20 protein-coding genes and 1 tRNA gene are annotated in these 24,653 nt (G+C 64.3%); 13 read left to right on the forward strand and 8 right to left on the reverse strand.

The features are described 5' to 3' along the window. The first annotated feature begins 47 nt into the window (after nucleotides 1-47). The 5 genes from ACVWYP_RS26215 (at nucleotide 48) to ACVWYP_RS26235 (ending at nucleotide 12,124) form a co-directional block, all read left to right on the forward strand. A complete protein-coding gene (locus ACVWYP_RS26215) occupies nucleotides 48-6,338 on the forward strand; it encodes a HAMP domain-containing protein (protein WP_439711095.1) in 6,291 nt (2,096 codons plus the stop codon). 16 nt (nucleotides 6,339-6,354) lie between these two features. Next, nucleotides 6,355-7,848 (forward strand): sensor histidine kinase, encoded by a 1,494-nt coding sequence (locus ACVWYP_RS26220; RefSeq protein ID WP_304500304.1) that lies wholly within the window; start codon nucleotides 6,355-6,357, stop codon nucleotides 7,846-7,848. Between the two features lie 84 nt (nucleotides 7,849-7,932). Further along, nucleotides 7,933-9,090, forward strand: coding sequence for an HlyD family secretion protein (locus ACVWYP_RS26225; protein WP_028340662.1), 1,158 nt, complete (start codon nucleotides 7,933-7,935; stop codon nucleotides 9,088-9,090). Next, nucleotides 9,087-10,700, forward strand: coding sequence for a DHA2 family efflux MFS transporter permease subunit (locus tag ACVWYP_RS26230; RefSeq protein ID WP_028340661.1), 1,614 nt, complete (start codon nucleotides 9,087-9,089; stop codon nucleotides 10,698-10,700). The genes ACVWYP_RS26225 and ACVWYP_RS26230 overlap by 4 nt, the downstream gene beginning before the upstream one ends. Nucleotides 10,701-10,780: 80 nt before the next feature. Next, nucleotides 10,781-12,124, forward strand: a complete 1,344-nt coding sequence (locus ACVWYP_RS26235; protein ID WP_304495396.1) for a PQQ-dependent sugar dehydrogenase — start codon at nucleotides 10,781-10,783, stop codon at nucleotides 12,122-12,124. A gap of 18 nt (nucleotides 12,125-12,142) precedes the next feature. Here the strand turns inward: ACVWYP_RS26235 and ACVWYP_RS26240 are convergent, their stop codons facing one another. After that, nucleotides 12,143-12,400, reverse strand: coding sequence for a hypothetical protein (locus tag ACVWYP_RS26240; RefSeq protein WP_028340659.1), 258 nt, complete (start codon nucleotides 12,398-12,400; stop codon nucleotides 12,143-12,145). A gap of 201 nt (nucleotides 12,401-12,601) precedes the next feature. On the opposite strand from ACVWYP_RS26240, the gene ACVWYP_RS26245 reads away from it, so the two are divergent. After that, the gene (locus tag ACVWYP_RS26245) at nucleotides 12,602-13,420 is read left to right on the forward strand and encodes an aminoglycoside phosphotransferase family protein (RefSeq protein WP_304495397.1); all 819 of its coding nucleotides are present in this window, start codon (nucleotides 12,602-12,604) and stop codon (nucleotides 13,418-13,420) included. 12 nt (nucleotides 13,421-13,432) lie between these two features. On the opposite strand, the gene ACVWYP_RS26250 is transcribed toward ACVWYP_RS26245, so the two are convergent. After that, complete coding sequence (locus ACVWYP_RS26250) at nucleotides 13,433-13,600, reverse strand: hypothetical protein (protein ID WP_016847764.1); 168 nt, start codon at nucleotides 13,598-13,600, stop codon at nucleotides 13,433-13,435. 84 nt (nucleotides 13,601-13,684) lie between these two features. Next, nucleotides 13,685-14,143: a winged helix-turn-helix transcriptional regulator gene (locus ACVWYP_RS26255; RefSeq protein WP_304495398.1), complete on the reverse strand. Its 459-nt coding sequence runs from the start codon at nucleotides 14,141-14,143 to the stop codon at nucleotides 13,685-13,687. A 152-nt stretch (nucleotides 14,144-14,295) separates the two neighbouring features. Here ACVWYP_RS26255 and ACVWYP_RS26260 point away from each other — a divergent pair, with 152 nt between their 5' ends. Beyond that, nucleotides 14,296-15,216 carry an alpha/beta fold hydrolase gene (locus ACVWYP_RS26260; protein WP_304495399.1) on the forward strand — a complete coding sequence of 307 codons (921 nt, stop codon included), beginning with the start codon at nucleotides 14,296-14,298 and terminating at the stop codon, nucleotides 15,214-15,216. Between the two features lie 93 nt (nucleotides 15,217-15,309). On the opposite strand, the gene ACVWYP_RS26265 is transcribed toward ACVWYP_RS26260, so the two are convergent. Further along, nucleotides 15,310-15,864, reverse strand: coding sequence for an SGNH/GDSL hydrolase family protein (locus ACVWYP_RS26265; protein WP_304495400.1), 555 nt, complete (start codon nucleotides 15,862-15,864; stop codon nucleotides 15,310-15,312). Between the two features lie 570 nt (nucleotides 15,865-16,434). Here ACVWYP_RS26265 and ACVWYP_RS26270 point away from each other — a divergent pair. Then, a complete protein-coding gene (locus tag ACVWYP_RS26270) occupies nucleotides 16,435-16,743 on the forward strand; it encodes a hypothetical protein (protein ID WP_100213607.1) in 309 nt (102 codons plus the stop codon). A 223-nt stretch (nucleotides 16,744-16,966) separates the two neighbouring features. On the opposite strand, the gene ACVWYP_RS26275 is transcribed toward ACVWYP_RS26270, so the two are convergent. Next, nucleotides 16,967-17,056 (reverse strand) — tRNA-Ser (locus ACVWYP_RS26275). 108 nt (nucleotides 17,057-17,164) lie between these two features. After that, entirely contained in the window at nucleotides 17,165-17,317 is a 153-nt protein-coding gene (locus ACVWYP_RS26280) for a hypothetical protein (protein WP_304495401.1), read from the reverse strand. Nucleotides 17,318-17,778: 461 nt separating this feature from the next. Between ACVWYP_RS26280 and ACVWYP_RS26285 the strand changes: the two genes are divergently transcribed. The 3 genes from ACVWYP_RS26285 (at nucleotide 17,779) to ACVWYP_RS26295 (ending at nucleotide 20,145) form a co-directional block, all read left to right on the forward strand. Continuing rightward, complete coding sequence (locus ACVWYP_RS26285) at nucleotides 17,779-18,141, forward strand: hypothetical protein (RefSeq protein ID WP_304495402.1); 363 nt, start codon at nucleotides 17,779-17,781, stop codon at nucleotides 18,139-18,141. Nucleotides 18,142-18,409: 268 nt separating this feature from the next. Continuing rightward, a complete protein-coding gene (locus ACVWYP_RS26290) occupies nucleotides 18,410-18,655 on the forward strand; it encodes a hypothetical protein (protein ID WP_304495403.1) in 246 nt (81 codons plus the stop codon). Between the two features lie 1,010 nt (nucleotides 18,656-19,665). Next, entirely contained in the window at nucleotides 19,666-20,145 is a 480-nt protein-coding gene (locus ACVWYP_RS26295; protein WP_304500305.1) for an arsenate-mycothiol transferase ArsC, read from the forward strand. Here ACVWYP_RS26295 and ACVWYP_RS26300 read toward each other — a convergent pair. Further along, on the reverse strand, nucleotides 20,099-20,533 hold the full coding sequence (locus tag ACVWYP_RS26300) for an NUDIX domain-containing protein (protein ID WP_304495404.1): 435 nt from the start codon (nucleotides 20,531-20,533) through the stop codon (nucleotides 20,099-20,101). The genes ACVWYP_RS26295 and ACVWYP_RS26300 overlap by 47 nt on opposite strands. 819 nt (nucleotides 20,534-21,352) lie before the next feature. On the opposite strand from ACVWYP_RS26300, the gene ACVWYP_RS26305 reads away from it, so the two are divergent. Continuing rightward, the gene (locus tag ACVWYP_RS26305) at nucleotides 21,353-22,261 is read left to right on the forward strand and encodes a septal ring lytic transglycosylase RlpA family protein (protein ID WP_304495405.1); all 909 of its coding nucleotides are present in this window, start codon (nucleotides 21,353-21,355) and stop codon (nucleotides 22,259-22,261) included. A 33-nt stretch (nucleotides 22,262-22,294) separates the two neighbouring features. Here the strand turns inward: ACVWYP_RS26305 and ACVWYP_RS26310 are convergent, their stop codons facing one another. Then, on the reverse strand, nucleotides 22,295-23,230 hold the full coding sequence (locus ACVWYP_RS26310) for an alpha/beta fold hydrolase (RefSeq protein ID WP_304495406.1): 936 nt from the start codon (nucleotides 23,228-23,230) through the stop codon (nucleotides 22,295-22,297). A 267-nt stretch (nucleotides 23,231-23,497) separates the two neighbouring features. Between ACVWYP_RS26310 and ACVWYP_RS26315 the strand changes: the two genes are divergently transcribed. Beyond that, a complete protein-coding gene (locus ACVWYP_RS26315) occupies nucleotides 23,498-24,652 on the forward strand; it encodes a serine hydrolase (RefSeq protein WP_439711201.1) in 1,155 nt (384 codons plus the stop codon). Nucleotide 24,653 lies beyond the last annotated feature (1 nt).

Genomic DNA, 24,653 nt, shown 5'->3' on the forward strand with positions numbered 1-24,653 from the left:
GCATTGCCGAGTCTCTGGATTCGCGGCCAGCGCGTAGGGGAAATTACATGACCGATCTCGGTTCGCCGCCTCGTCCCCGTGCTGATACACGCCGCAGCCAATCATCAAACGGAAGCCTCGATTCCTCGCACGATCTGCTGCAGTCGCTGCAAGCGATGCGCGCCGGCGACTTCTCGGTCCGGATGCGTGGCGATTATCTCGGCATTGACGGCAAGATCGCGGACGCCTTCAACGAAATCGCAGCCGCCAACGAGCGCATGGCGCAGCAATTGGCGCGCGTCGGCCAGGTCGTCGGCCGCGAGGGACAGACCCGCCAGCGCGTCAATTTCGGCCTCGCCAGCGGCGCCTGGGCCGATATGGAGAGCTCGGTCAACACGCTGATCGACGATCTGCTGTGGCCGACCCGCGAAGTCACCCGCGCGGTCGCCGCGGTGGCGCAGGGCGACCTGCTGCAGACCGTGCAGCTCGACGTCGAGGGCCGGCCGCTGCGCGGCGAATTCCTGCAGTCGGCGAACATCGTCAACACGATGATCAAGCAGCTCTCGGTGTTCACCTCGGAGGTCACGCGCGTGGCGCGCGAAGTCGGCACCGAGGGCAAGCTCGGCGGCCAGGCCCAGGTGCCGGAAGTGACCGGCGTCTGGAAGGACCTGACCGAGAGCGTCAACTCGATGGCCAACAACCTGACCGGCCAGGTCCGCAACATCGCCGAGGTGACGATCGCGGTCGCCAACGGCGACCTGTCCAAGAAGATCACGGTCGACGTTCGCGGCGAGATCCTGCAGCTGAAGGAAGCCATCAACACGATGGTCGATCAGCTGCGTTCGTTCGCTTCGGAAGTGACGCGCGTGGCGCGTGAGGTCGGCACCGACGGCAAGCTCGGCGGCCAGGCGATCGTGCCCGGCGTCGCCGGTACCTGGAAGGACCTCACCGACTCGGTGAACGCGATGTGCGGCAACCTGACCGCCCAGGTGCGCAACATCGCCAACGTGACCACGGCCGTGGCGCGCGGCGACCTGTCGCGCAAGATCACGGTCGACGTCAGCGGCGAGATTCTGGAGCTGAAGGACACCATCAACACGATGGTGGACCAGCTCAACTCGTTCGCGTCGGAAGTGACGCGCGTGGCGCGCGAGGTCGGCACCGAAGGCAAGCTCGGCGGCCAGGCCCAGGTGCCCGGCGTTGCCGGCACCTGGAAGGACCTGACCGACAACGTCAACTTCATGGCGTCGAACCTGACCGCGCAGGTCCGCAACATCGCCGACGTCGCGACCGCGATCGCCGGCGGCGACCTCTCGAAGAAGATCACGGTCAACGTGTCGGGTGAGATCCTCCAGCTGAAGGAAACGCTCAACACCATGGTCGACCAGCTCAACGCCTTCGCGTCGGAAGTGACGCGCGTGGCGCGCGAGGTCGGCACCGAAGGCAAGCTCGGCGGCCAGGCGAATGTGCTCGGCGTCGCCGGCACCTGGAAGGATCTGACCGACAACGTCAACTTCATGGCGTCGAACCTGACCGCGCAGGTCCGCAACATCGCCGCCGTGACGACGGCGGTCGCGGGCGGCGACCTCTCCAAGAAGATCACGGTGGACGTGCGCGGCGAAATCCTCGAGCTGAAGGACACCATCAACACGATGGTGGACCAGCTCAACGCCTTCGCGGGCGAGGTGACGCGCGTGGCGCGCGAGGTCGGCACCGAAGGCAAGCTCGGCGGCCAGGCCGAGGTGCGCGGCGTCGCCGGCACCTGGAAGGATCTCACCGACAGCGTCAACTCGATGGCCTCGAACCTGACCGCGCAGGTCCGCAACATCGCCGAGGTCGCGACCGCGGTGGCGAAGGGCGACCTGTCGAAGAAGATCACGGTGAACGTGTCGGGCGAAATCCTTCAGCTGAAGGAAACGCTGAACACGATGGTCGACCAGCTCAACGCGTTTGCGGGCGAGGTGACGCGCGTGGCGCGCGAGGTCGGCACCGACGGCAAGCTCGGCGGCCAGGCCGAGGTGCCCGGCGTCGCCGGCACCTGGAAGGACCTGACGGACAGCGTCAACTCGATGGCCGGCAATCTCACGGCGCAGGTCCGTAACATCGCTGAAGTCGCGACCGCGATCGCCGGCGGTGACCTGTCGCGCAAGATCACGGTCGACGTGCGCGGCGAGATCCTTCAGCTGAAGCAAACGCTGAACACGATGGTCGACCAGCTCAATCGCTTCGCGGGCGAGGTGACGCGCGTGGCGCGCGAGGTCGGCACCGACGGCAGCCTCGGCGGACAGGCCAACGTGCCCGGCGTCGCCGGCACCTGGAAAGACCTGACCGATAACGTCAACTCGATGGCCGGCAACCTGACCGCGCAGGTCCGCAACATCGCCGAGGTGACCACCGCCGTGGCGCGCGGCGACCTGTCGCGCAAGATCACCGTCGACGTGAAGGGCGAAATCCTCGAGCTCAAGAACACCATCAACACGATGGTGGACCAGCTCAATGCGTTTGCGGGCGAGGTGACGCGCGTGGCGCGCGAGGTCGGCACCGAAGGCAAGCTCGGCGGCCAGGCCGAGGTGCCCGGCGTCGCCGGCACCTGGAAGGATCTGACCGACAACGTCAACTTCATGGCGTCGAACCTGACCGCGCAGGTCCGCAACATCGCCGAGGTCGCGAGCGCGATCGCCGGCGGCGACCTGTCGAAGAAGATCACCGTGGACGTGCGCGGCGAGATCCTGCTGCTCAAGGACACCCTGAACACGATGGTCGAGCAGCTGCGCTCGTTCGCCGCCGAAGTGACGCGCGTGGCGCGCGAGGTCGGCACCGAGGGACGGCTCGGCGGCCAGGCCGTGGTACCCGGCGTCGGCGGCACCTGGAAGGACCTCACCGACAACGTCAACCTGCTGGCCGCGAACCTGACCACCCAGGTGCGCAACATCGCCGAAGTCACCACCGCGGTGGCGCGCGGCGACCTCTCGCGCAAGATCACGGTCGACGTGAAGGGCGAAATCCTCGAGCTCAAGAACACCATCAACACGATGGTGGACCAGCTCAACGCCTTCGCCGGCGAGGTGACGCGCGTGGCGCGCGAGGTCGGCACCGAGGGCAAGCTCGGCGGCCAGGCCGAGGTGCGCGGCGTTGCCGGCACCTGGAAGGACCTCACCGACACCGTCAACGTCATGGCGGTCAACCTGACCGAGCAGGTGCGCGGCATCGTCAAGGTGGTGACCGCGGTCGCTAACGGCGACCTGAAGCAGAACCTGACGGTGAAGTCGAAAGGCGAGGTGGCCGCGCTCGCCGACACCATCAACAACATGACCGAGACGCTCGCGACCTTCGCCGAACAGGTCACCAGCGTGGCGCGCGAGGTCGGCGTCGAGGGACGGCTCGGCGGTCAGGCCAACGTGCCCGGCACGGCCGGCACCTGGAAGGATCTCACCGGCAACGTCAACCTGCTCGCGGCCAACCTGACTTCCCAGGTGCGCGCGATCGCGGAGGTGGCGACCGCCGTGACCAAGGGCGACCTGACGCGCTCGATCCAGGTCGACGTCCGCGGCGAGGTCGCCGAGCTCAAGGACAACATCAACACGATGATCGGCAACCTCCGTCTCACCACGGAGCGCAACACCGAGCAGGACTGGTTGAAGACCAATCTGGCGCGCTTCACCAACATGCTGCAGGGCCAGCGCGATCTTGCGACCGTCGGTCGGCTATTGCTGACCGAGCTTGCGCCGCTGATCAACGCGCATATGGGCGTGATCTACCAGGTCGACAATCCCGAGAATGCGCAGTTGCGCCTCTTGTCGGCCTATGCCAGCGACAGCAGCAATCCGCATCCGCAGATCGTCCAGTTCGGCGAGGGATTGATCGGCCAATGCGCGCTCGACAAGCGCCAGCGCCTCGTCTCCGAGATTCCCGGCGATGCGGTGCCGATCAATTCGGCGCTGATGCGGATCATGCCGAAGAACCTCGTCGTGTTTCCGGTGCAGTTCGAGAACCAGGTCAAGGCGGTGATCGAGCTGTCCTCGATCTCCTCGTTTACGACCTCGCAGATCACCTTCCTCGAACAGCTGACCGACAGCATCGGCATCGTGCTCAACAGCATCGAGGCGACGATGCAGACCGAGGCGCTGCTCAAGCAGTCGCAACAGCTCGCCGGCGAGCTGCAGACCCAGCAGAAGGAATTGCAGCAGACCAACGATCAGCTGGAGCAGAAGGCCCAGCAGCTTGCCGAACGCAACGTCGACGTCGAGCGCAAGAACCAGGAAATCGAGCAGGCGCGACGCGCGCTGGAAGAGAAGGCGACCGAGCTGTCGCTGACTTCGAAGTACAAATCCGAATTCCTTGCCAACATGTCGCACGAGTTGCGGACGCCGCTGAACTCGATCCTGATCCTGGGCCAGCAGCTCACCGAAAATCCCGACGGCAATCTGACCGGCAAGCAGGTCGAGTTCGCCCGCACCATTCACGGTGCCGGCACCGACTTGTTGAACCTGATCAGCGACATCCTCGATCTCTCCAAGATCGAGTCCGGCACGGTGACGGTCGACGCCGAGGAAATCCTGACATCGAGCCTGCTCGAGACCGTCGGACGACCGTTCCGGCACGAGGCGGAGAACCGGCATCTCTCGTTCAGCATCGATGTCGACGCTAATCTTGCGCGCAGCATGGTGACCGACTCCAAGCGGCTGCAGCAGGTGCTCAAGAACCTGTTGTCGAATGCGTTCAAGTTCACCGCGGAAGGCGGCGTCAGCCTGACCGTGTCGGCCGCGCTCGGCGGCTGGAGTGTGGAGCATCCGATCCTCAATGCGGCGCCTGCGGTCGTTGCGTTCGAGGTGTCGGATACCGGCATCGGCATTCCACAAGACAAGCAGAAGCTGATCTTCGAGGCGTTCCAGCAAGCCGACGCCGGCACCAGCCGCAAATATGGCGGCACCGGTCTTGGACTGGCGATCAGCCGTGAGCTCGCAGGCCTGCTCGGCGGCGAGATCCATCTGCGCAGCGCGACGGGCAAGGGCTCGACCTTCACGCTCTATCTGCCGCTGAAATATGCCGGCCCCTCGGTGGCGCTGCGTCAGCAGGCCCAGCCGTTCCCGATGCCGCACACGCCGGCGCCGGCGCTGCAGGCGTCAGGCGCGCAGGACCGTGTGATCGAGCAGCTTCCGGACGACCGGCTCAATCTCGAGCCCGGCGACACCATCTTGCTGATCGTCGAGGACGATCCGCATTACGCGCGGGTGCTGATCGATCTGGCGCGCGACAAGGGCTTCAAGGTGCTGGTCGCAAGCCGCGGTGCCGAGGCGCTGGACCTGGCCAAGCAGTTCCAGCCGAGCGCGGTGTCGCTCGACGTCTTCCTGCCCGACATGCTGGGCTGGACGGTGCTGAGCCAGCTCAAGCACAGTCCGCTGACCCGTCACATCCCGGTTCAGATCATCACGCTCGACGAGGACCGACAGCACGCGCTGGCGCGCGGCGCCTTCTCCTTCGTCAACAAGCCGACGACGACGGAAGGCGTCAGCGCCGCGCTGTCGCAGATCAAGGAATACGCCAGACCACGCCGCAAGCGCCTGTTGATTGTGGAGGACAACGCGGCCGAGCAGCTCAGCATTACCGAACTGCTCGGGCACGAGGATATCGAGATCGTGACCACCGGCACCGGGGCAGGGGCGCTCTCAACGATGCGCGAAAATCCGTACGACTGCGTCGTGCTCGACTTGCGCCTGCCCGACATGAGCGGTTTTGAGGTGCTGGATCACATCCGCAAGGACGAGACGCTTTCCAATATTCCCGTTGTCGTGTTTACGGGCCGGGAACTTTCGGCGGAGGAAGACGCGGAACTGCATACGATGGCGCGCAGCATCGTCGTCAAGGGCGTGGAATCGCCGGAGCGTCTGCTCGACGAAACGTCACTGTTCCTGCACCGTGTGATCACGGAATTGCCCGTCGAAAAACAGAGGATGCTGGAGAAGCTCAATAGTTCCGACGAGGATCTTATTGGCAAGACCGCGCTGCTGGTCGACGACGATGCCCGCAACATCTTCGCGCTCTCGAGCGTGTTGGAGCGGCGAGGTATGAAGGTGTTGACTGCGACGACCGGTCACGAGGCCATCTCGCTGGTCGAATCCAATCCCAAGATTGCGATCGTGCTGATGGACATCATGATGCCGCAGATGGACGGTTACCAGACCATCGGCGCCATCCGGCAAAACTCCACCTTCGCGCGGCTGCCGATCATCGCGCTGACCGCGAAGGCGATGAAAGGCGATCGAGAGAAATGCCTGGAGGCAGGCGCGTCCGACTATCTGGCGAAACCCGTGAACACCGAGCAACTGCTGCTGGCGATCCGCATGTGGCTGCACCGCTGATCGGCGATCGAACATGATGGACCACGAAAAGGTAAACATCCTTCTGGTCGATGACCAGCCGGCGAAGTTGCTGGCCTATGAGGTCATCCTGAAGGAGCTCGGCGAGACGCTCGTCGCCGCGTCGTCGGGCCGCGAGGCGCTGGAGTTCCTGCTCAAGAACGAAGTCGCGGTCATCCTGGTCGACGTCTGCATGCCAGAGCTCGACGGCTTCGAGCTCGCGGCGATGATCCGCGAACATCCCCGCTTCCAGAAGACCGCGATGATCTTCATCTCGGCAATCCAGGTCAGCGATATCGACCGGCTTCGCGGCTACGAGATGGGCGCAGTCGATTACGTCCCGGTGCCTGTCGTGCCCGAGGTGCTGCGGGCAAAGATTCGCGTGTTCGCCGAGCTCTACCGCAAGACACGGCAGCTCGAACGCCTCAACGCGGAGCTCGAGGACCGGGTGCGCGCACGCACCGCTGAGCTCGAGCAATCGACCACGCGGCTGGTCGAGAGCGAGGCGCGCCGCAGCATGGCGATTGCCGCCGGCAAGATGGGTTCGTGGGACTGGGATTGGGTCAACGGCGACTGGATGTGGGACGAGGGGCAATACAAGATCTTCGGCGTCGACCCGAAGTCCTTCAAGCTCACCTCCGACAATATACAGGCGCTGTTTCATCCCGACGATGTCGAACACCTCCGGCAAGCCTGGACCGGCTTCGGCAAGGGCCAGACGTCCTACGAAACCGAATTCCGTGTCATGCGGCCGGACGGCGAGGTGCGCTGGTGCGTCGGCACGGCCGCGGCCACCAGCGACCGCAACGGCAAGGTGGTTCGGGTGAGCGGCGTCACCGTCGACATCACCGATCGCAAGAAGGCCGAGGAGCGGCAGAGCCTGTTGACCCGCGAGGTCGACCATCGCGCCAAGAACGCGCTCGCGCTGGCGCAATCGATCGTGCGGCTGACGCGCGCACAGAACGTGACCGCCTACGTGCGGGCGGTCGAGGGCCGCATCACGGCGCTGGCGCGCGTTCACACCGTGCTGTCGCTGTCGAGCTGGCAGGGCGCTGAAATCCGGCGGCTGGTCGCCGAGGAGATCGCGCCGTATTCGGAGGCCGGGCAGATCCAGATTGACGGCGCGGAGGTGCAGTTGCAGCCCGCGACCGCGCAGACGCTGGCACTGGCGTTGCATGAGCTCGTCACCAACTCCGCCAAATATGGCAGCCTCTCGGTGTTGTCGGGCCGGCTCGCGATCACCTGGGAGTTGCACGATGACACGCTGATCCTGGCCTGGGTGGAATCCGGCGGACCTCCCGTGACCAAGCCGAAGCAGAAAGGTTTCGGCACCCGAAGCGTGATCGCCAGCATCGAAACCCAGCTCGGCGGGCGCGCCGACTTCGATTGGCGCGCCGAGGGCCTGGTGTGCCGGCTCACGGTTCCGCTCAAGGCGCTTGTCGGCGAGACGCCGGCGTTCCGCGAACCGTCGGCAGCCGAACGCAAGCCCTTGGCCAGTTCCAGAGCCGTGTAGCGCGTCGCGGCCGAACAGGAACCAAGCGCCGGACGCTGCGGTTAACGAAGCTTGACCGCTCCGTTCGTGGCTTGAGGTGCTGCCGTGGATGCCCAAACCCGTGAGCGCGGGCCGTCCGCGGAGAAGCCGCGGCAGCCTGAGCGCAATCCCGAGCAAGAAACGCGACCCGACCGCGAATCCTTGCCGCAGCAGGAGACCGGGCGCAAGCCATCGATGCGTGATCGGCTGCGCGAGCACTGGCTGCTTGCCACAGTCGGCGCCTGTCTGCTCCTGCTCGCGATCATCGGTGGCGTGAGCTACTGGCTCGATGCCCGTCATTATGAATCGACAGATGACGCGTTCGTGGCCGCACGCAGCTTTGCGGTGGCGGCAAAGGTCGGCGGCTACGTCGTCGAGGTCCCCGTCACCGACAACCAGCACGTCAATGCCGGCGATCTCCTCGCGAGGATCGACGAGCGCGACTACAAGATCGCCGTCGATCAGGCCAGCGCACAAGTCGCGGTCGCAGAGGCCAACATCGCCAATGTCGAGGCCCAGATCGACAGCCAGCAGGAGCAGATCAAGGAAGCCAAGGCGCAGCAGCAGCAGGCCGAGGCGCAATTGAAGTTCGCGCGGGAGGAGGCGGAGCGCGCCCAGAACCTCGTCGAAAAGGGCGCGGGCACGGTGCAGCGGCAGCAGCAGACGCGCTCGGATCTCGACGCCCAGCAGGCCAATGCCAGCCGCGCCAGGACGGCAGTGACCGCGGCCGAACTCGGCGTCAAGACGCTCGAGGCTCAGCTCAAGAGCAGCAAGGCATCGCTGGAGCAGGCGCAGGCACAGCTCGATCAGGCTAAATTGAACCTGCGATATACAAGCATCGTCGCGGCGCAATCCGGGCGCGTCGTCAAACTGAGTGGCGCGGTCGGCACCTATGTGGCGCCGGCCCAGAGCGTCATGATGTTCGTTCCCGACGAGGTCTGGATCACCGCCAACTACAAGGAAACGCAGCTGACGGACATGCGCCCGGGCCAGCCGGTCGAGATCAGGATCGACGCGTATCCGGGGCGCAAGCTCACCGGCCGCGTGGCTTCGGTTCAGCCGGGCTCAGGCACTGCGTTCAGCCTGCTGCCGGCGGAGAACGCGACCGGCAATTTCGTCAAGGTCGTGCAGCGCGTTCCCGTGAAGATCGTGATCGACAATTGGCCGGATGACGTTCCGATCGGACCCGGCATGTCGGTCGTGCCCTGGACCAGGGTGCGATGACCGACGTTGCGGCAGGCGGCGGCGCGGCCTGGTCGCCGGAGCGTTCGGCTGCCGGCGGACATAATCCCTATATGATCGCCTTCGTCGTCTCGATCGCGACGTTCATGGAGGTGCTGGACACCACGATCGCCAATGTGGCCTTGCGTCATATCGCGGGCGGCCTGGCGGTCGGCATCGACGAGAGCACCTATGTCATCACCAGCTATCTGGTCGCCAACGCGATCGTGCTGTCGATCTCGGGCTGGCTCTCGACCGTGATCGGCCGCAAGCGCTTCTACATGATCTGCGTCGGCACCTTCGCATTTGCGTCCCTGCTTTGCGGGCTTGCCTGGAGCCTGGAGGCGCTGGTTCTGTTCCGGATCATCCAGGGCCTTGGCGGCGGCGGGATGGCGACGAGCGAGCAGGCGATCCTCGCCGACTCCTTTCCGCCGGCCAAGCGTGGCCAGGCGTTCGCGATCTACGGCGTCGCGGTGGTGGTTGCTCCCGTGGTTGGGCCGACGCTCGGCGGCTGGATCACCGATACCTATAGCTGGCACTGGATCTTCCTGATCAACGTGCCGATGGGCTTGCTCTCGCTGTTCCTGGTCGGGACGCTGGTCAAGGAGCCCTCCGGTGCCGAGCAGGAGCGCAAGCAGCTCCTCAAGAACGGCCTGCGCGTCGACTACATCGGCTTCGTGCTGGTCGCGATCGGGCTCGGTTCGCTCGAATTCGTGCTCGACGAAGGCCAGCGCAAGGACTGGTTCGGGTCCAACATGATCGTCGGCTTCGCGCTGGCCTCGGCGATTTGTCTGATCGCGCTGGTTCCCTGGGAGCTGACGCGCAAGGACCCGATCGTCGATCTCCGTCTGCTGGGACGCCGCCAGTTCGGATCGTGCTTCCTGGTGATGCTGTGCACCGGCGCGGTGCTGATCTCGTCGACGCAGCTCCTGCCGCAGCTGTTGCAGACCGAGCTGAACTATACTGCGCTGCTGGCAGGGCTCGCACTGTCGCCCGGCGGCATCGTCACGCTGATCTTGATGCCGGTGGTCGGCAACCTCGTCAGCCGCGTTCAGCCGAAATATCTGATCGCGATCGGCGGCTGCATCGTTGCATTCTCGATGTGGCACCTGACGGGATTGAACGGCGACATCACCTATGGCTACGCCGCGCTCGCGCGCATCTTCCTCTCCGCCGGGCTGCCGTTCCTGTTTCTGCCGGTCACGACGGCGTCCTATGACGGCGTGCCGCCGGACAAGACCAACCAGGCCTCGGCACTGATCAACGTCGCGCGCAATATCGGCGGGTCGATGGGCGTCGCACTCGCCCAGACCGCACTGGCGCAACGCCAGCAATTCCACCAGAGCCGGCTGATCGAGCATGCCGCGCCGTCCGATCTCGGGTATCAGCAGACCATCGACACGATGACGCGCTTCTTTCAGGCGCAGGGGTCGAACGCATCGGACGCCGCGTCCCAGGCGGTCGCCTGGGTCGGCCAGACCTTGCAGCGGCAGGTCGACCTGCTCGCCTATATCGACGTGTTCTGGATGCTCTCGATCATCGGCCTCGTGATGATCCCGCTGGCGCTGATCATCAAACCGGTCGATCTGACGGCGCCACCCAAGGGACATTAGAGCAGACGACATTGTGAACGCGGGAGCGGCCGAACCGCGCTATGAACGGCGTGGCCGAAGGGAAATCGCGCGAGGAGCATATGCCCAGGACGAGTCTTGCCGCTGCGGGTCTGTCGGTCGTCTTCCTCGCGGCGATCAGCATCACGCGGTCGGGCGCCGAGCCCGTGCTGAAAGGCGCGGAAGCCTTCGGCGGCTGGCAACGCGACAAGCCGGGCAGGGTGCGCCTGATCACGCCGCAGGACTTACCCAAGCCCGGGGCAACGGCGTCGAGCAGCAAGTTTCCGCGCGTCATGCCGAGACCTGCATCGGCCGCGCCGCAGGTGCCGGCAGGGTTCAAGGTCGAACTGTTTGCGAGCGGGCTCAGCGGCCCGCGGATCATCCGGGCCGCGCCCAATGGCGATATCTTCGTGGTGGAAACCGGCTCCAGCCGCATTCGTATCCTGCGCAGCGCCGACGGCGCCGCCAAGCCTGCGACCAATGAAGTCTACGCAACCGGCCTGAACCAGCCGTTCGGCATCGCGTTCTTCCCGAGCGGCGACGCTCCGCAATGGCTCTATGTCGCCAACACCGGCAGCGTCGTGCGCTTTGCCTACCGTAACGGCGATCTCAAGGCGTCGGGAAAGCCCGAGACGATCGTCGCCCGGCTGCCGCCCGGCTACGGCCATTCCACGCGTGATATCGTGTTCACGCCGGACGACAAGCGGATGCTGGTATCGGTCGGCTCCGCCGGCAACGCAGGCGAGGGGCTGGGCCGCCCGCCGAAAGGGATCGAGGCCTGGAGCCGCGACCACGCGCTCGGCGCTGCCTGGGGCGACGAGACCGACCGCGCCGCCGTGCTCGCCTTCGATCCTGATGGCAAGAACCAGAAGCTGTTTGCCACAGGGATCCGCAACTGCGTCGGACTTGCGATCCAGCCCGGAAGCGGTACGCCGTGGTGTTCGACCAACGAGCGCGATGGCCTCGGCGACAATCTTGTGCCCGACTATGTGACACGGGTCCGCGAAGGCGCGTTCTACGGCTGGCCCTGGTACTACATCGGCGGCAACGAAGACCCCGCGCATGCCGGCGCGCGGCCCGACCTGAAGGACAAGGTGACGGTCCCCGACGTGCTGTTGCAGGCCCACTCGGCGTCGCTTGGCCTGACCTTCTACACCGGCAGCAGTTTTCCGCCAGAATATCGCGGCGATGCGTTTGCCGCCGAACACGGCTCGTGGAATCGGTCGAAGCGCACCGGCTACAAAGTCATTCGCATCAGGCTGAAGGACGGCGTGCCGACCGGCGAGTACGAGGATTTCGTCACCGGCTTCGTCATCGGCGACAATGAGGTTTGGGGCCGTCCGGTCGGTGTGACGGTCGCGCGCGACGGCGCACTGCTGGTCTCCGAAGACGGCAACGGCACGATCTGGCGCGTCAGCCGCGACTAATGCTGCAGACGGCGCGCGCTAGCCGAGCCCGTCCTTGAGGCCATATTCCTCGTAGATGGTCAGGGGATCGGTGTCGGGAAACAACCGGCACTTGGCCTGCGCAAGATGCAGCGTGACGGCGCCGGCCTCACATCTGGCGGTCAGGATTTTTCGGACATCCTCCATATGCGCGCGCGGCTGATGCTTTGACGGCAACTGTTCGAGCGCCACCAGCGCTGTGGCCAGGGCCTCCGTGACCACCCATTCGTCGTGTCCGGTAATTCCCTTTCGCGGCATCGCCACACCCTCCGTAGCACCGGCTGCGACATTGTAGCGCGAGATGGGTGGGGGCTGTCATCAGCCAACATGGGCAGGGCAGCGGGGAACCGGTTCGCGTGGCCCTGCCACGATGCGCCGCAGGGAACCGGCGTGGCAGCGCGCGGAAGCAATGATTAGAACCACGAGGCTCGCTTCTTCGTCCCCGGTCAGTCCACCCAAATGTTCGCTCCCTATCTCTCGGCCTGGAGTCTTGTCCCCGACGGCGACCCGACCGTGACGCACGCCGCACGGTTGCTGCCGGTGCGCCGGCATGGGGAGCCGGCCATGCTCAAGCTTTCGCACGAGCCGGACGAACGCCTCGGCGCCGTCGTGATGGAGTGGTGGGACGGCGAAGGTGCGGCGCGGGTTCTTGCCCGTGACGGCGACGCCCTTCTGCTCGAGAGGGCGATGGGATCGGCTTCGCTCAGCGAAATGGCGCGAACCGGCCGGGACGACGAGGCCTGCAGGATTCTCTGTGCAACGGCCGATCGGCTTCACGCCGAGAGAGCGAAGCCGCGGCCGGATCTGACGCCGCTGACGCACTGGTTTCGTGAGTTGTGGCCCGCGGCAAGGGCACATGGCGGCATTCTGAACCGATCGGCGGAAGTTGCCGAAGCTCTGCTGGGCAATCAGCGTGGGATCGTGGTCCTGCATGGCGACCCGCACCACGACAACGTGCTCGACTTCGGCGCGCGCGGCTGGCTTGCGATCGATCCGAAGCATCTCGTCGGAGAGCGCGGGTTCGACTTCGCCAACATCTTCACCAATCCGGATCTTGCGGATCCGACGCGGCCGGTCGCGACCAAACCCGGACGCTTTGCCCGGCGGCTCGACCTTGTCGTTGAAGCCGCGCGGCTCGATCGCCGGCGCCTGCTGTCATGGATCGTGGCCTGGAACGGCTTGTCGGCAGCCTGGTTTCTGGGGGACGGCGATCCGCTCGCCGAAATCGACCTTACCATCGCACAGCTCGCCGCCGCGGAGCTCGACCGGATGGCGTAGAGCGCGCAGCGATTACGCCGCCGCGGCGCTGGCTCCACTCAGCGACACGCTCAGAATCCGCCACTTCGAGATATCGAAGAAGTAGGCGGCCTTGATGCGCGCGGAAGCGGGATCCGGCGCCTGAATCGCCGTGTGGAATTGCCGCGTCCCATCGCTCAGCGAAATCCGGAATGTTTGCATTGGTCGAACCTCCACGCGCGGATGCTGCGGCACGGAGCGTTAACATCCGGTTGCAGTTGATGGCGCGCGCGACACGCGCGCTTCTCACTCAGGCGGAGCCGGCGGCAGCCGCACCATCGTGTCCTCCGCGCCAACGACGCGTCCGTCTTGCGCGCGCAACTCGAGCCGCCGCACCGGCAGCCCGTTCTTGCGGTCGACCAGGAGCACATGCGCCTCGTCGGGTTCAAAGAAGAAGTCCTCACCCCACTGCCGGAGCGCGACGAGAAGAGGGAAGAGCCCGCGTCCCTTTTCGGTCAGCACATATTCCTGGTAGGGGCTGCCATCGCGTGCGGGCGCCGTCTCCATGATGCCGTGCGCCAGAAGATTGCGGAGCCGGGCCGAGAGGATGTTCTTGGCAAGCCCGAGGCTCTTCTGAAACTCGCCGAAGCGGCGCAGCCCGTCGAACGCATCGCGGACAATCAGCAGCGACCACCAGTCGCCGATCGCATCCAGCGGCCGGGCGACGCCGCACATCGAGTCCCTGTGGCTCACTCGCTTGGCCATCGTGATCCTCAATATTCATTCCCTGGGGGTGATCGGCGCTCAGCGGCGCGGCCGGAAAACCACCCGGATCGTTCGGTTGATATATTGGTTGCAAACTAAAACCTCAAGCGTTACACGTCGGTTTCAACTTGAAACCATACGAGGTCAGAGCCGTGATCCAAGCCGACGCCACGTTCGACGGCACTTTTTCGTTCTCGCCGCATTTCAGCGCGGCGCCGGGCTTTCAGATGCATTATGTCGACGAAGGCCCGCGGGACGGCGAGGTGGTGCTTTGCCTGCACGGCGAGCCAAGCTGGGGCTATCTGTTCCGCCACCTGGTGCCAGGCCTCAGTGCGACGCACCGGGTGGTCGTTCCGGATCACATGGGCTTTGGCAAGAGCGCGACGCCGGCGCATCGCAGCTATTGGCTGCAGGACCATGTCGACAATCTCGAAGCGCTGGTCCGCGCGCTCGATCTCACCAACATCACGCTGGTCATGCATGATTTCGGCGGCCCGGTCGGCATGGGGTTAGCGGCCCGGCATCCGGACCGGATCCGCCGCATCGTTTCCGCCAATGGGCCAACGCCGTTCGGGCAGAGCGATCTGTTCGATCGCGTCGCCGCCAACGCGCAGGCCTCGCCGTGGTTTCAATGGATCGCAAAGGCCGAGGCGAGCGGCGACCTCGAGCCGGTTCTCGGGCAGCTCGGCTTCAACATCTTGAGCACGCTGAAGCTCAACGGATTCGAGAACAACGCCGTCATCACCGACGCCTGGCTCGCCGCCTACGGCGCGCACTTCGCGCGTCCGGCGGACTGCCTCGGTGCGATCGGCTGGGCCAAGGGTTTTGCGACCGGCGCGCATCAATTCCAGACGCCTGATCCCGCCGCCGACCGTTTGATTCGCAGCAAGCCTGCGCTCGCGATCTGGGGCGAGGCGGACCGCACGCTACGTGCAGAGCATTTCCTGCCGCTGTTTTCCGCAATCTTCCCGACGGCACCGGTCAGGCGCCTTGCCGGTGTCGGGCATTACTGTTTCGAGGATGCGCCTGAGGAAATCGCCGGCCTGATTGCGGAATTCATCTGGCAGACGTGACTGCGCGTCTGATCGCGTACTGCGGGCAGGGCAGCACGGACCGTGCGACGCTCCTGTATTGTGGGCAGTGCCAGCCGGTCCGGCCGTCGCACGTCACATCGTGCATTCCGCCGAGATCGCCGCCTCAAGTGCCGGCACCCAGGCCTTGTAGGCGGCCGCGGTGAAGTGAATGCCGTCGGCCATCTTCGCGCCGGGCGGCAAATGCGGGTCGATAAACCGAACACCGCGCGCAACTGCGGCAGCTTCGATCGCGCGGTTGGTCCGTTCGTCAGCTGCGACGGCAATGACCACCAATGGCCGCGTCGACAGCGGCTTGACGGCATCGATGAGGTCGGTGAAGTCGCGTTGCGCCGTTGGCGATCCGGCATCGTTCGCGCCCACCGCGAGGACGAGCAGGAATGCGCCCTGGTCCGGCAGCACGCGCCCGGCGAGCTGCTTTGCCTCCGGGATGGTCTGACCGCCAACGCCGGCATTGACGACCGGACGTCCGCAGAGCAGCCGGGGCAGCGGAGCCATTTCGGTGATGCTATCGCCCAGCACAACGATCGGCGCCGGCGCGTCGGCGAGCGCGGCGCGTATCATGAATTCGCGCACCGCGGCATGATCGTGAAAGGCGTGCTGAGACACTTCACCGAAGCGGTTGCGCATCCTCTGCAGCTCCGCAAAGGAAGCGACAAAACCAATCAGAAAAGTAACGGCCAAAACCCAAGGTAGTGCGCGACGCATTGTTCGTCAGAGCTACCATCGCGGCTCCAGCCCGAGCAATATTCAGAAACAACCGCACAACGCCGGAGCGATCACTTTATGCGGATCACGTCCTGCGGGAGGTTGCTGGATACGGCGGCGCGCAACCCGTTACCATCGTTGCGGCCATCCGGTGGTTGGATATCGCGCAGCCGCTTTAGTCTCAGCTCTGAGCCCGGCCGACTTCGCGCGGTGCTGAATCGCTCGGTATCGACGCTGTGACGCCGGCCTGATCGTGGCATTGTCCCGAAAAGACGCCGCCGGTCTCACAAATATACGCCCGGCGGCGTTTTCTTCCTGGACTGGGACACTGAAATCCCCAGCACCGTCAAAAGTGCAGAGATGATGCCATCGGTTCACGCGGGACGGCTAAGTATGCATGCCGCATCGCTGGATTCCTTGACCTAGATCAAGCCCCATCTATCGAGAACAGCGTCATATGCGGGCCCCCTGTCATTTCAATTGGAGGGTAGCATGGCAGTCGTCGTGCAGTATGTGGTCAAGCCGAATCCAGGCGGCGACCTCGCAGGAATACTCGAATTGGCAAAGGAGAGCGCCGGGCTTTGGCGCAAGCACGGTGGCAAACCAAGGTTCTGGTCTGTCGCCGTCGGTGAAGCCGGCAATTTCGTTTTCTCAGTGAATTTCGAGACGTTTTCGGCTTACGGCGCGGCGGTTGACAAACTCAACGCCGATCCAGCCTTCCACACTTGGCAAGCGAAAAGATTGAAGGCGGGCTTGACCACCCTCGTGCGCGCGAACATGGCGATCGAGATTGAACTTTGAATGAGCAGTACGCGAAAATTACGCCGCCGGGGCCGAAACGGTTTGTCTCGGCGGCGTAATGTCAGCTGGTCCGCAATGCCCCGCGTCATAACAATAGTGGGATTGTCGTAACGGCCGCATCGACGCCGGTATCAATGCGGCTGTCGGTTCTGGCCCCGTGGGCCGGATCACTTGGGCGCACGAAATCGTCGTGGGCAAATAACAAAGTGAATTCAATAAATTGTGGCGGAAGGGGTGGGATTCGAACCCACGGTACCCTTGCGGGCACGCCGGTTTTCAAGACCGGTGCCTTAAACCACTCGGCCACCCTTCCGGATCAAGGATCAGGCCCTTAGCGTAGGGCTGCGCCGAACGCAACGCGAACTTGGCAGCGAAACGCGGGCCGGCCGGTCATTCGCCCGGTCCCTGCTGAAGGAACAGCTCACACATGCGGCAGCCCCGCGCCAATGCAGGCGAGGCCGACAATCAGCAGCGCGCCTGCGCACGCTTCCAAGATGACTGAACGATGCCGTCTCGCATAAAGGGCGAGCACCGATCCCACGATCGTGCTCGCGATACCGAACTCCACGATCATTGATTTAAATCGCTGAACTTTGGCAATTGGCCTTGACGAAGAAAAAATGAAATATCTCAGACACTACACGACGCCACGTCGGTGCGGGCATCGGTTTTCGGCTTAACGTTAAGGTGGCGAACCGTGGATTTGCGGATACACCGCCAACCCCGCCGTTACTGTCGGGGTGATCTGGACAGCACTATTTTTGTCGATCGCGCCCGCTGAACATGCTTCGAAACCGGCGGGGCAGCCGCGGCAATTGCCATTCCGAACTAGTCCTAACCAACAGACGGGCAGGCAAATCGCGTGCGCAAAAGTAGTAGCGCGCCGCAGCATTGCGGTTCGTGGTGGATAGAAATTGGGAAAAAGGCGCAATGTAACGTCGTGGGCGGAGGGTGGCCGCTTCAGCCTCCGAAGCCGCGCCAGTCCCGGCTTAATCCGCCTTCCAGCTGGGCGCACCGGACGGGGAGGGAGATCTTATGAAGGCAGCGCTCTTGGCATTGTCGCTCGTTGCTCAGCCGCCCGTACAAGTTTCAGACAGTGTTCCCAACTTCGACATCAAGGCGCTCTGCGCGGACGTTTCCGTTGACGATGAAGCGTCGGGACTTCCCAAGGACGCGAGCAAGTGCGTGAGTGACGAGACGGTTGCGCGGCAGCAGCTAAACTCGATCTGGCTAACTGTCCCGGCAGGACCGCGTGAAAGTTGCGAACTCTTGGCGGGGTCAGGGCAAGTGCAAAGCTATGTCGAACTCCTCGTTTGCCTGAAAATGATTGACTGGGACTCGCCATCGACAGTGCCCTCTGAGAGGCCCAAGCAAGGTTCGAAAACGCTAGGCAATTGAGCGCCATTCGATGAATTGCGGTTGAAAGAGGCCGCCAATTGAGGCGGCCGGAAGCGCTTCAATTGCGGCCGAGGATCAAAGAACGTATCTGCCCGGCTGGGCAGCGGCCTGTATCTGAATTGGCAAAAATGGCCCGCCGGCCGTGAACCGGCATCGGCGGGCCCGGTCTCGGCATCAAGTGCCCGTGAAATGTGAGGCGGTTCACACTCGATCATCGCGAGTTGGCCTAATGCATGAGCGGGTGGCAGCTCGGTGTCGGAGAATCGTGATGCCGTTTTTCAGCAGCCAAAGCTTGGCGTCAGCAGCCGCCGCTTCAGTGCTCAGTATTGTCATCGTGGGAGCGGTTACCTTTTCGGCTGTTGGTTATGTGGAGTGGTCATCGGGCGTTAATCTGACCCATTTCATGGGCCGGACTGCGGCGGATGCCTCAACGCCGGTTCTACCGCTCAAGGGGCGAACAGGTTGCGAGCAGGGCAATAAGCCGCTGCCCGCGCTTTCTCTACCGCTCGAATGACGCCGACCTAAAGCGACAGCGCGCCCAATCTCCCAAGGCGACTAAACCGCCAGACGGGCAGGCAGGGCAATCGCGCCAGCTTGCTGTGCGAGGAAAAGACGCCGCCGGTCTCAAAAATACACGCCCGGCGGCGTTTCCTTCCTGAACTGGGACACTGAAATCCCCAGCGTCAATTTAACTGCATGGGTCGTGCCGGCAGGGCCTCATCGCCTGCTGGCGACGTGCATCGGCGAATTTGTGCCTGGCTCGGGCGCCCCCATGGTTGCCCATACCGCAATGCCTATGGCCAGCGCTAACAGCACGGTCTTTGTAGCAATCTTGTCGCCAGACATTCTCGAGACGCCTCTCATGCGTCAGCGCGGCAAATCTCAAAAACTACGCCGCCGGGCCCGAAATGGTTTGTCCCGGCGGCGCCCTGTCATTCCCAGCGCTAGGGCCCTGAAATTCCCAACGTCACTTGCTTAGCAGGTACCCGGAGTGACGGCTGTTGCCTAACTCACACAAGGTCCAAAAGAGGAGCCGACGCTCAGGGCCGGCGCGCCAGCTCCTCCGAAACGTGACCGTGCTGCGTCCCCAACGGTCCCGTCCCTCAGAGAAGCCTGCGCCGATCACGTTGCTGATTTGCTAACGGGTCTCATTTCCGGATGCGCCCTGTGGGGTACCCCCTGAGACCTCGCCAGGCACGCTACGACATCGAGTACAATTCAGACAGCCGCGGATGTACCGGCGCTCTGCTGAACCGAGGCGGCCTGCTCACTGGCGCCCGCGCCCCAGCAGACGGAATGACGGCCTCAGCAACCCACGCTGGGGCCGTTTTCGTTTGCGGCCCGCTGCTCAAAATTGGCACCGCAATTGGCACCCAACTCAACGGGACGGGCAGGGATGATTGAGGACTGGTCGGTTCCGTCGTTTCAAGAACCCCCGGGCCGGCCCGTCATTCGCCCGGTCCGTGAGCTGAAAGAGGCTCATGCTCGCAACGCCATTGACCGCGAGGGCCCACGTTGGCCATCATGACGCCCATGAAGCGTGTCCTCTTTCTCTGCACCGGCAACTATTATCGCAGTCGATACGCAGAGGAACTGTTCAATCATCTTGCAAGAGCCGAACAACTGGCGTGGCGCGCGTCCTCCAGAGGCGCGGCCGAGCGGGGATCGCCCGACAATGTCGGGCCCATGTCAGTCTTCACCGATGATCGTCTTCGCGCCAGCGGTATCGTGCCGGAAGGCGCAGCGCGCTTTCCGCAGCCCTGTTCATTGGCGGACTTCGACGACGCCGACCTCGTGATCGCGCTCAAGGAGGCCGAGCACCGTCCGCTGATCGAGCGCCGGTTCCCCGAGGTCGCCGACAGGGTGACTTACTGGCACGTAGACGATATCGACTTTGCTCATCCGTCAGTCGCGTTGGCCATGATCGACGATCACATCCGCGCGCTGGTTTCAGCGCTCAGGTCATCGGTTCGCGCTTCAGGAAGATCTCCAGCGCAAACGTAGCCGGGCGCGCGAGCATGCCGCTGATGCGTTCGAGGTCGTCGATGGCGACGATCTCAAGGCGGCCTTCGGTCACCGTCAATTGGTCGATGGGCACATCGCGCGCAAGGAACACCTCGCCGCGAAGCGTGCCGTTTGGCGTTGCATGATCGGCGCCGGAATAGCGGCCGATCAACTCAAAACGCTCCGGCGGCAAATAGTAGCCGATCTCCTCGTGGATCTCGCGCACCACGCATTCGAGGAAGGTCTCGGCGCCTTCCCGCCGTCCGCCAAACAGGCTGACCTTTCCGCGATCGGTAACATGTGGGAGGTCGTCGCGCAGTTGCATGAGCAGCCGGCCATCTGTGCTGACGAGAAGGGCGGACGTTCCCTCTCTGACACTGCCGGTCATCCGTGCATCCTCTGCTGGAAAAGGCGAGGATGCGTCACGAGTGGGGCGGGGGGAAGACCGCACGCCTGCCGCAACCCGATCGGCGGGGAGTGAGATAGGGGTAATCGATCACAGTCGCACGGGCGCCGATCGCGCCCGAGGTCTCAAAAACGTTCAGCCGAACGCGAACGCCAGCAGGCTCGAGCACAGCAGCACGAGGCTCGCTGCGGTCAGGGTCAGAAATCCGTCGGAGACCAAATCGTGATTACGCATGACACACCTGCCTTCAATCGATGCTCATCCGAATTGATTAAAGCTTTCCGAACATTCACTCCTGGAAAGAGGTGACGCGTCTTTCCGCCTTCAACGGACTGTCAGGCCCGGTACCGATAGCCTTCCACGGCGTGCGCCAAGAAGATCGCCGCACTCACCAGGCCCATCACCGCTGTAACCGTCTCGATCATCGCAAACTTCCTTTGCGCCCCACGCGGACGAGAAAACGATTGCAGCCTTGCACAGTCAAAAAGATTCAATTGTTGGAATCCAAGATGCCCCCCGACTGATGATTTGCTGCAACAGTGTGTCTGATCGCGGGACAGGCGAGGGCGTTGGGCGGAGACGAAGGTCAGTAGAACGACGGAGGAGGCGCAACAGACCATTCACCAAGACGCCACCGCCCGCCGGCTCTCCCCATTTCCGCCGTGTTCCGGTTGCGATATCGTCACGCTCTGGTGCGGAGGTGGGCCGCACAGCGACGGCAAGGGACTTCGACGCCTCGGAGTAGGCGCAGGTCCGGCAGAATGGTACTTGGGGCAGATGGGGATTAGACGGCCAGATTCGATGATCCGGACGGCGCGCGGCGCCGTTGCGGTGGCGACGTGCCTCGTCCTCGCCAATTGTGCCTCCTCGAACAAGTTCGCCAGCCGGGTCGACCCCAAATACGGGGTGTCGTCGAGTCCGCGCGTGGTGGCGCTGGGTGACCCCGTGCCGAAAGGCGGCGGCACCTATCGCATCGGCAAGCCTTATGTTGTCGCCGGCCGCACGTATGTGCCGGAGGAGAATGAGAACTACCGCGCCGAGGGCATGGCGTCCTGGTACGGCGACGACTTCCATGGCCGCCTGACCGCCAATGGCGAGGTGTTCGACATGGGCTCGCTCACGGCCGCCCATCCGACCTTGCCGATGCCGAGCTATGCCCGCGTCACCAATCTGAGCAATGGCAGATCGCTCGTCGTTCGGGTCAATGACCGCGGCCCGTACCACGGCAATCGCCTCATAGACGTCTCGAACAAAGCCGCAGAACTGCTTGAATTCAAAGGCAATGGCGTGGCTCGCGTCCGCGTCGAATATGTCGGCCGGGCGCCGCTCGAAGGGTCCGACGACCGCCAGCTGATGGCGACCTTGCGCACCGGTACTCCAGCGCCGTCCCCGTCGATGGTCCGGGTCGCCTCCGCACGGCCGTTCGTGCCTGAGATGTCGTCCTCCTCGGGCCGGGTTCGCGGCGACGTTCCGTTGCCGGAGGGACGGCCCTACAGCCTCGGCAACACCCAGGCCGATTACGCCTCGGTGAGCGCCACCTCCGAAATGTCGGCCTCGAGCCGCTCGCACCGGCGCGCCACGAACAATCCGCGCGAAGTCTCCTATGAGGGTGACGCGCGCTATGCCGCAAGTCCGAACCCGGCAGCCGCCTATGTCCCGATCGACGCGCGGGGGCCGGCCGAAGTCCTGAGCGGGCGCGGGCTCTACTGAGCCATGCGCTTACAGATCAAGCCCTTGGCCTGATCATTTCAGAAACGCTATCAGCGCCTTGTTGACCTCGTCGGGGCGCTCCTGCTGGATCCAGTGGCCGGCGCCCTCGATGATCAGCTTCTGCCTGAGGTTCGGCAGCACGCGCTCCATGTCCGCGACCCGCTTGGCGCCAATCAGCCCGGTGATCACCGAATCGTTCGAGCCGGCGATGAACAGCGACGGCTGATGGATCTGCGCGTCCTGCCAGGGCGCGGTCAGCTCCCAGTTGCGATCGAGATTGCGATACCAGTTCAGACCGCCGCGGAAACCGGAGTGCCGATAGCCTTCGGCGAATTCGGCAATGTCGGCCTCGGTCAGCCAGGCCGGCAACGGCATTCCGGCCGGCAGCTTGCCGAGGAAGCCCTTGGCCTCGTCGACGAACATCGAGCTTGGATCGGAGACGCCACGCCCGAGCACCAGCCGCATGGTGTGGGCGATGTCGCGCTCGAACTCGGCCTCGGCCACGCCGGGCGGCTGAAAGTACTGCCAGTAGAAATTGGTGATGCCGCCGTCGCGCAGGGTCTCGAGCGGGCGACCACGGCCGCGGAATGGCGGCGGCACGCTGAGGCCGGCGACTTTCGTGAAGATGTCGGGACGGAACAGGGCGGCGTGCCAGGCCACCGGCGCGCCCCAGTCATGGCCGACGATCATCGCGCGGGTCTCGCCGAGGGCGGCAACCAGCGCGACCATGTCTCCGACCGTATCGAAGATCGTGTAAGCACCGACCTCGGCCGGCGCGCTGGTGCGGCCGAAGCCGCGCATGTCAGGCGCGACGACCCGAAAGCCTGCCGCGGCCAGCGCCGCGATCTGGTGCCGCCATGAATAGGACAGTTCCGGCCAGCCATGGCAGAGCACGACCAGCGGGCCTTGCCCGGCCTCGCGCACGAACATGTCGATGCCGTTGGCGGAAATGGTGCGGGAGGATGACATTCGCGTTTCCGCCTTGTTTGCCGGTTCTGCTGACGTTAGCTGGTTCCGAGGATAGGGACGTTCAACGCAGGCGGCAATCCAGCTTGCCGTGCACAAACGCAGAAACCTCAGTTGTTTGCGATACTTCCAGCTGTTAGAACGCAGTCTTTCAGGACATCGCCGATGGCAGCCCCAACCGCAGTTCCCCGCACGTTGTCAGCTCGCGCCGGGCGTTGCTGGCGCGGCCTGGTCGCGGCCGCGGTCGCGCTGGCGATCGGTTGCGGCGGAATGGTCTATGCCGCCAACAACAGCGTCCAGGGCGCCAAGAAGGAAGAGGGCGGGTTCGACGGCGATGCGCCGACCGCGATTCTGGTCGAGGCCAGCAGCGGCAGCGTGCTGTTCGAGAAGAACGCCGACGAGCTGCGCGCGCCATCCAGCATGATGAAGCTGATGACGGCCGAGGTGGTGTTCGACGCCCTCAAGAAGGGCGACATCAAGCTCACGGACGAGTACCGGATCAGCGAGAGCGCCTGGCGGCGGGGCGGGGCGCCGTCCGGCACCTCGACGATGTTCGCGGCGATCAACAGCAAGGTCTCGGTCGACGATCTCCTGCATGGCGCGATCATCCCGAGCGGCAACGACGCCTGCATCGCGCTCGCCGAAGGCATTGCCGGCAATGAGCATACCTTTGCGACCGACTTCATGACCAAGCGCGCCCGCGAGCTCGGCATGACCAAGTCGACCTTCGGCAATTCCAACGGGCTGCCCGACCCGGCCAACAAGATGACGGTGCGGGAACTCGCAACGCTGGCGCGCCACATCATCCTGACCTACCCGGACCGGTACAAGCTGTTCGGCGAGAAGGAATTCACCTGGAACAAGATCCGCCAGCAAAACCGCAATCCGCTGCTGAACGCCTTGCCCGGTGCCGACGGCTTGAAGACCGGCTACACCAAGGAAGGCGGCTACGGTATGGTCGGCTCGGCCGTGCAGAACGACACGCGGCTGATCGTCGTGGTCAACGGCCTCGAGGATTCCGAGGACCGCGCGACCGAAGCCAAGAAGATGCTGGAATGGGGGTTCCGCAGCTTCGAGACCCGGACCCTGATCGCGGCCAATCAGCCGGTCGGCTATGCACGGGTGTTCGGCGGCGAGAGCCGCTCGGTCAAGCTCGTCAGCCCCGATCCGATCAAGGTGATGGTGTCGAAGAACGGCAACGACAAGCTGCTCGCGCGCGTCATCTATAGCGGCCCGGTCAAGGCGCCGATCACCGCCGGCCAGAAGATCGGGGTAGTGCGGGTGTGGCGCGGCGCCAATGTCGCAATGGAAACTCCGGTTTTCGCGGCGGACGCCGTCGGCACCGGATCGACGATGCGCCGTGCGCTCGACGGCGCCCAGGAGCTGGTCATCGGCATGTTCCGCGCAGGGGTCGAGAAGCTCTGAC

The organism is Bradyrhizobium sp. USDA 3262, from assembly GCF_054060035.1.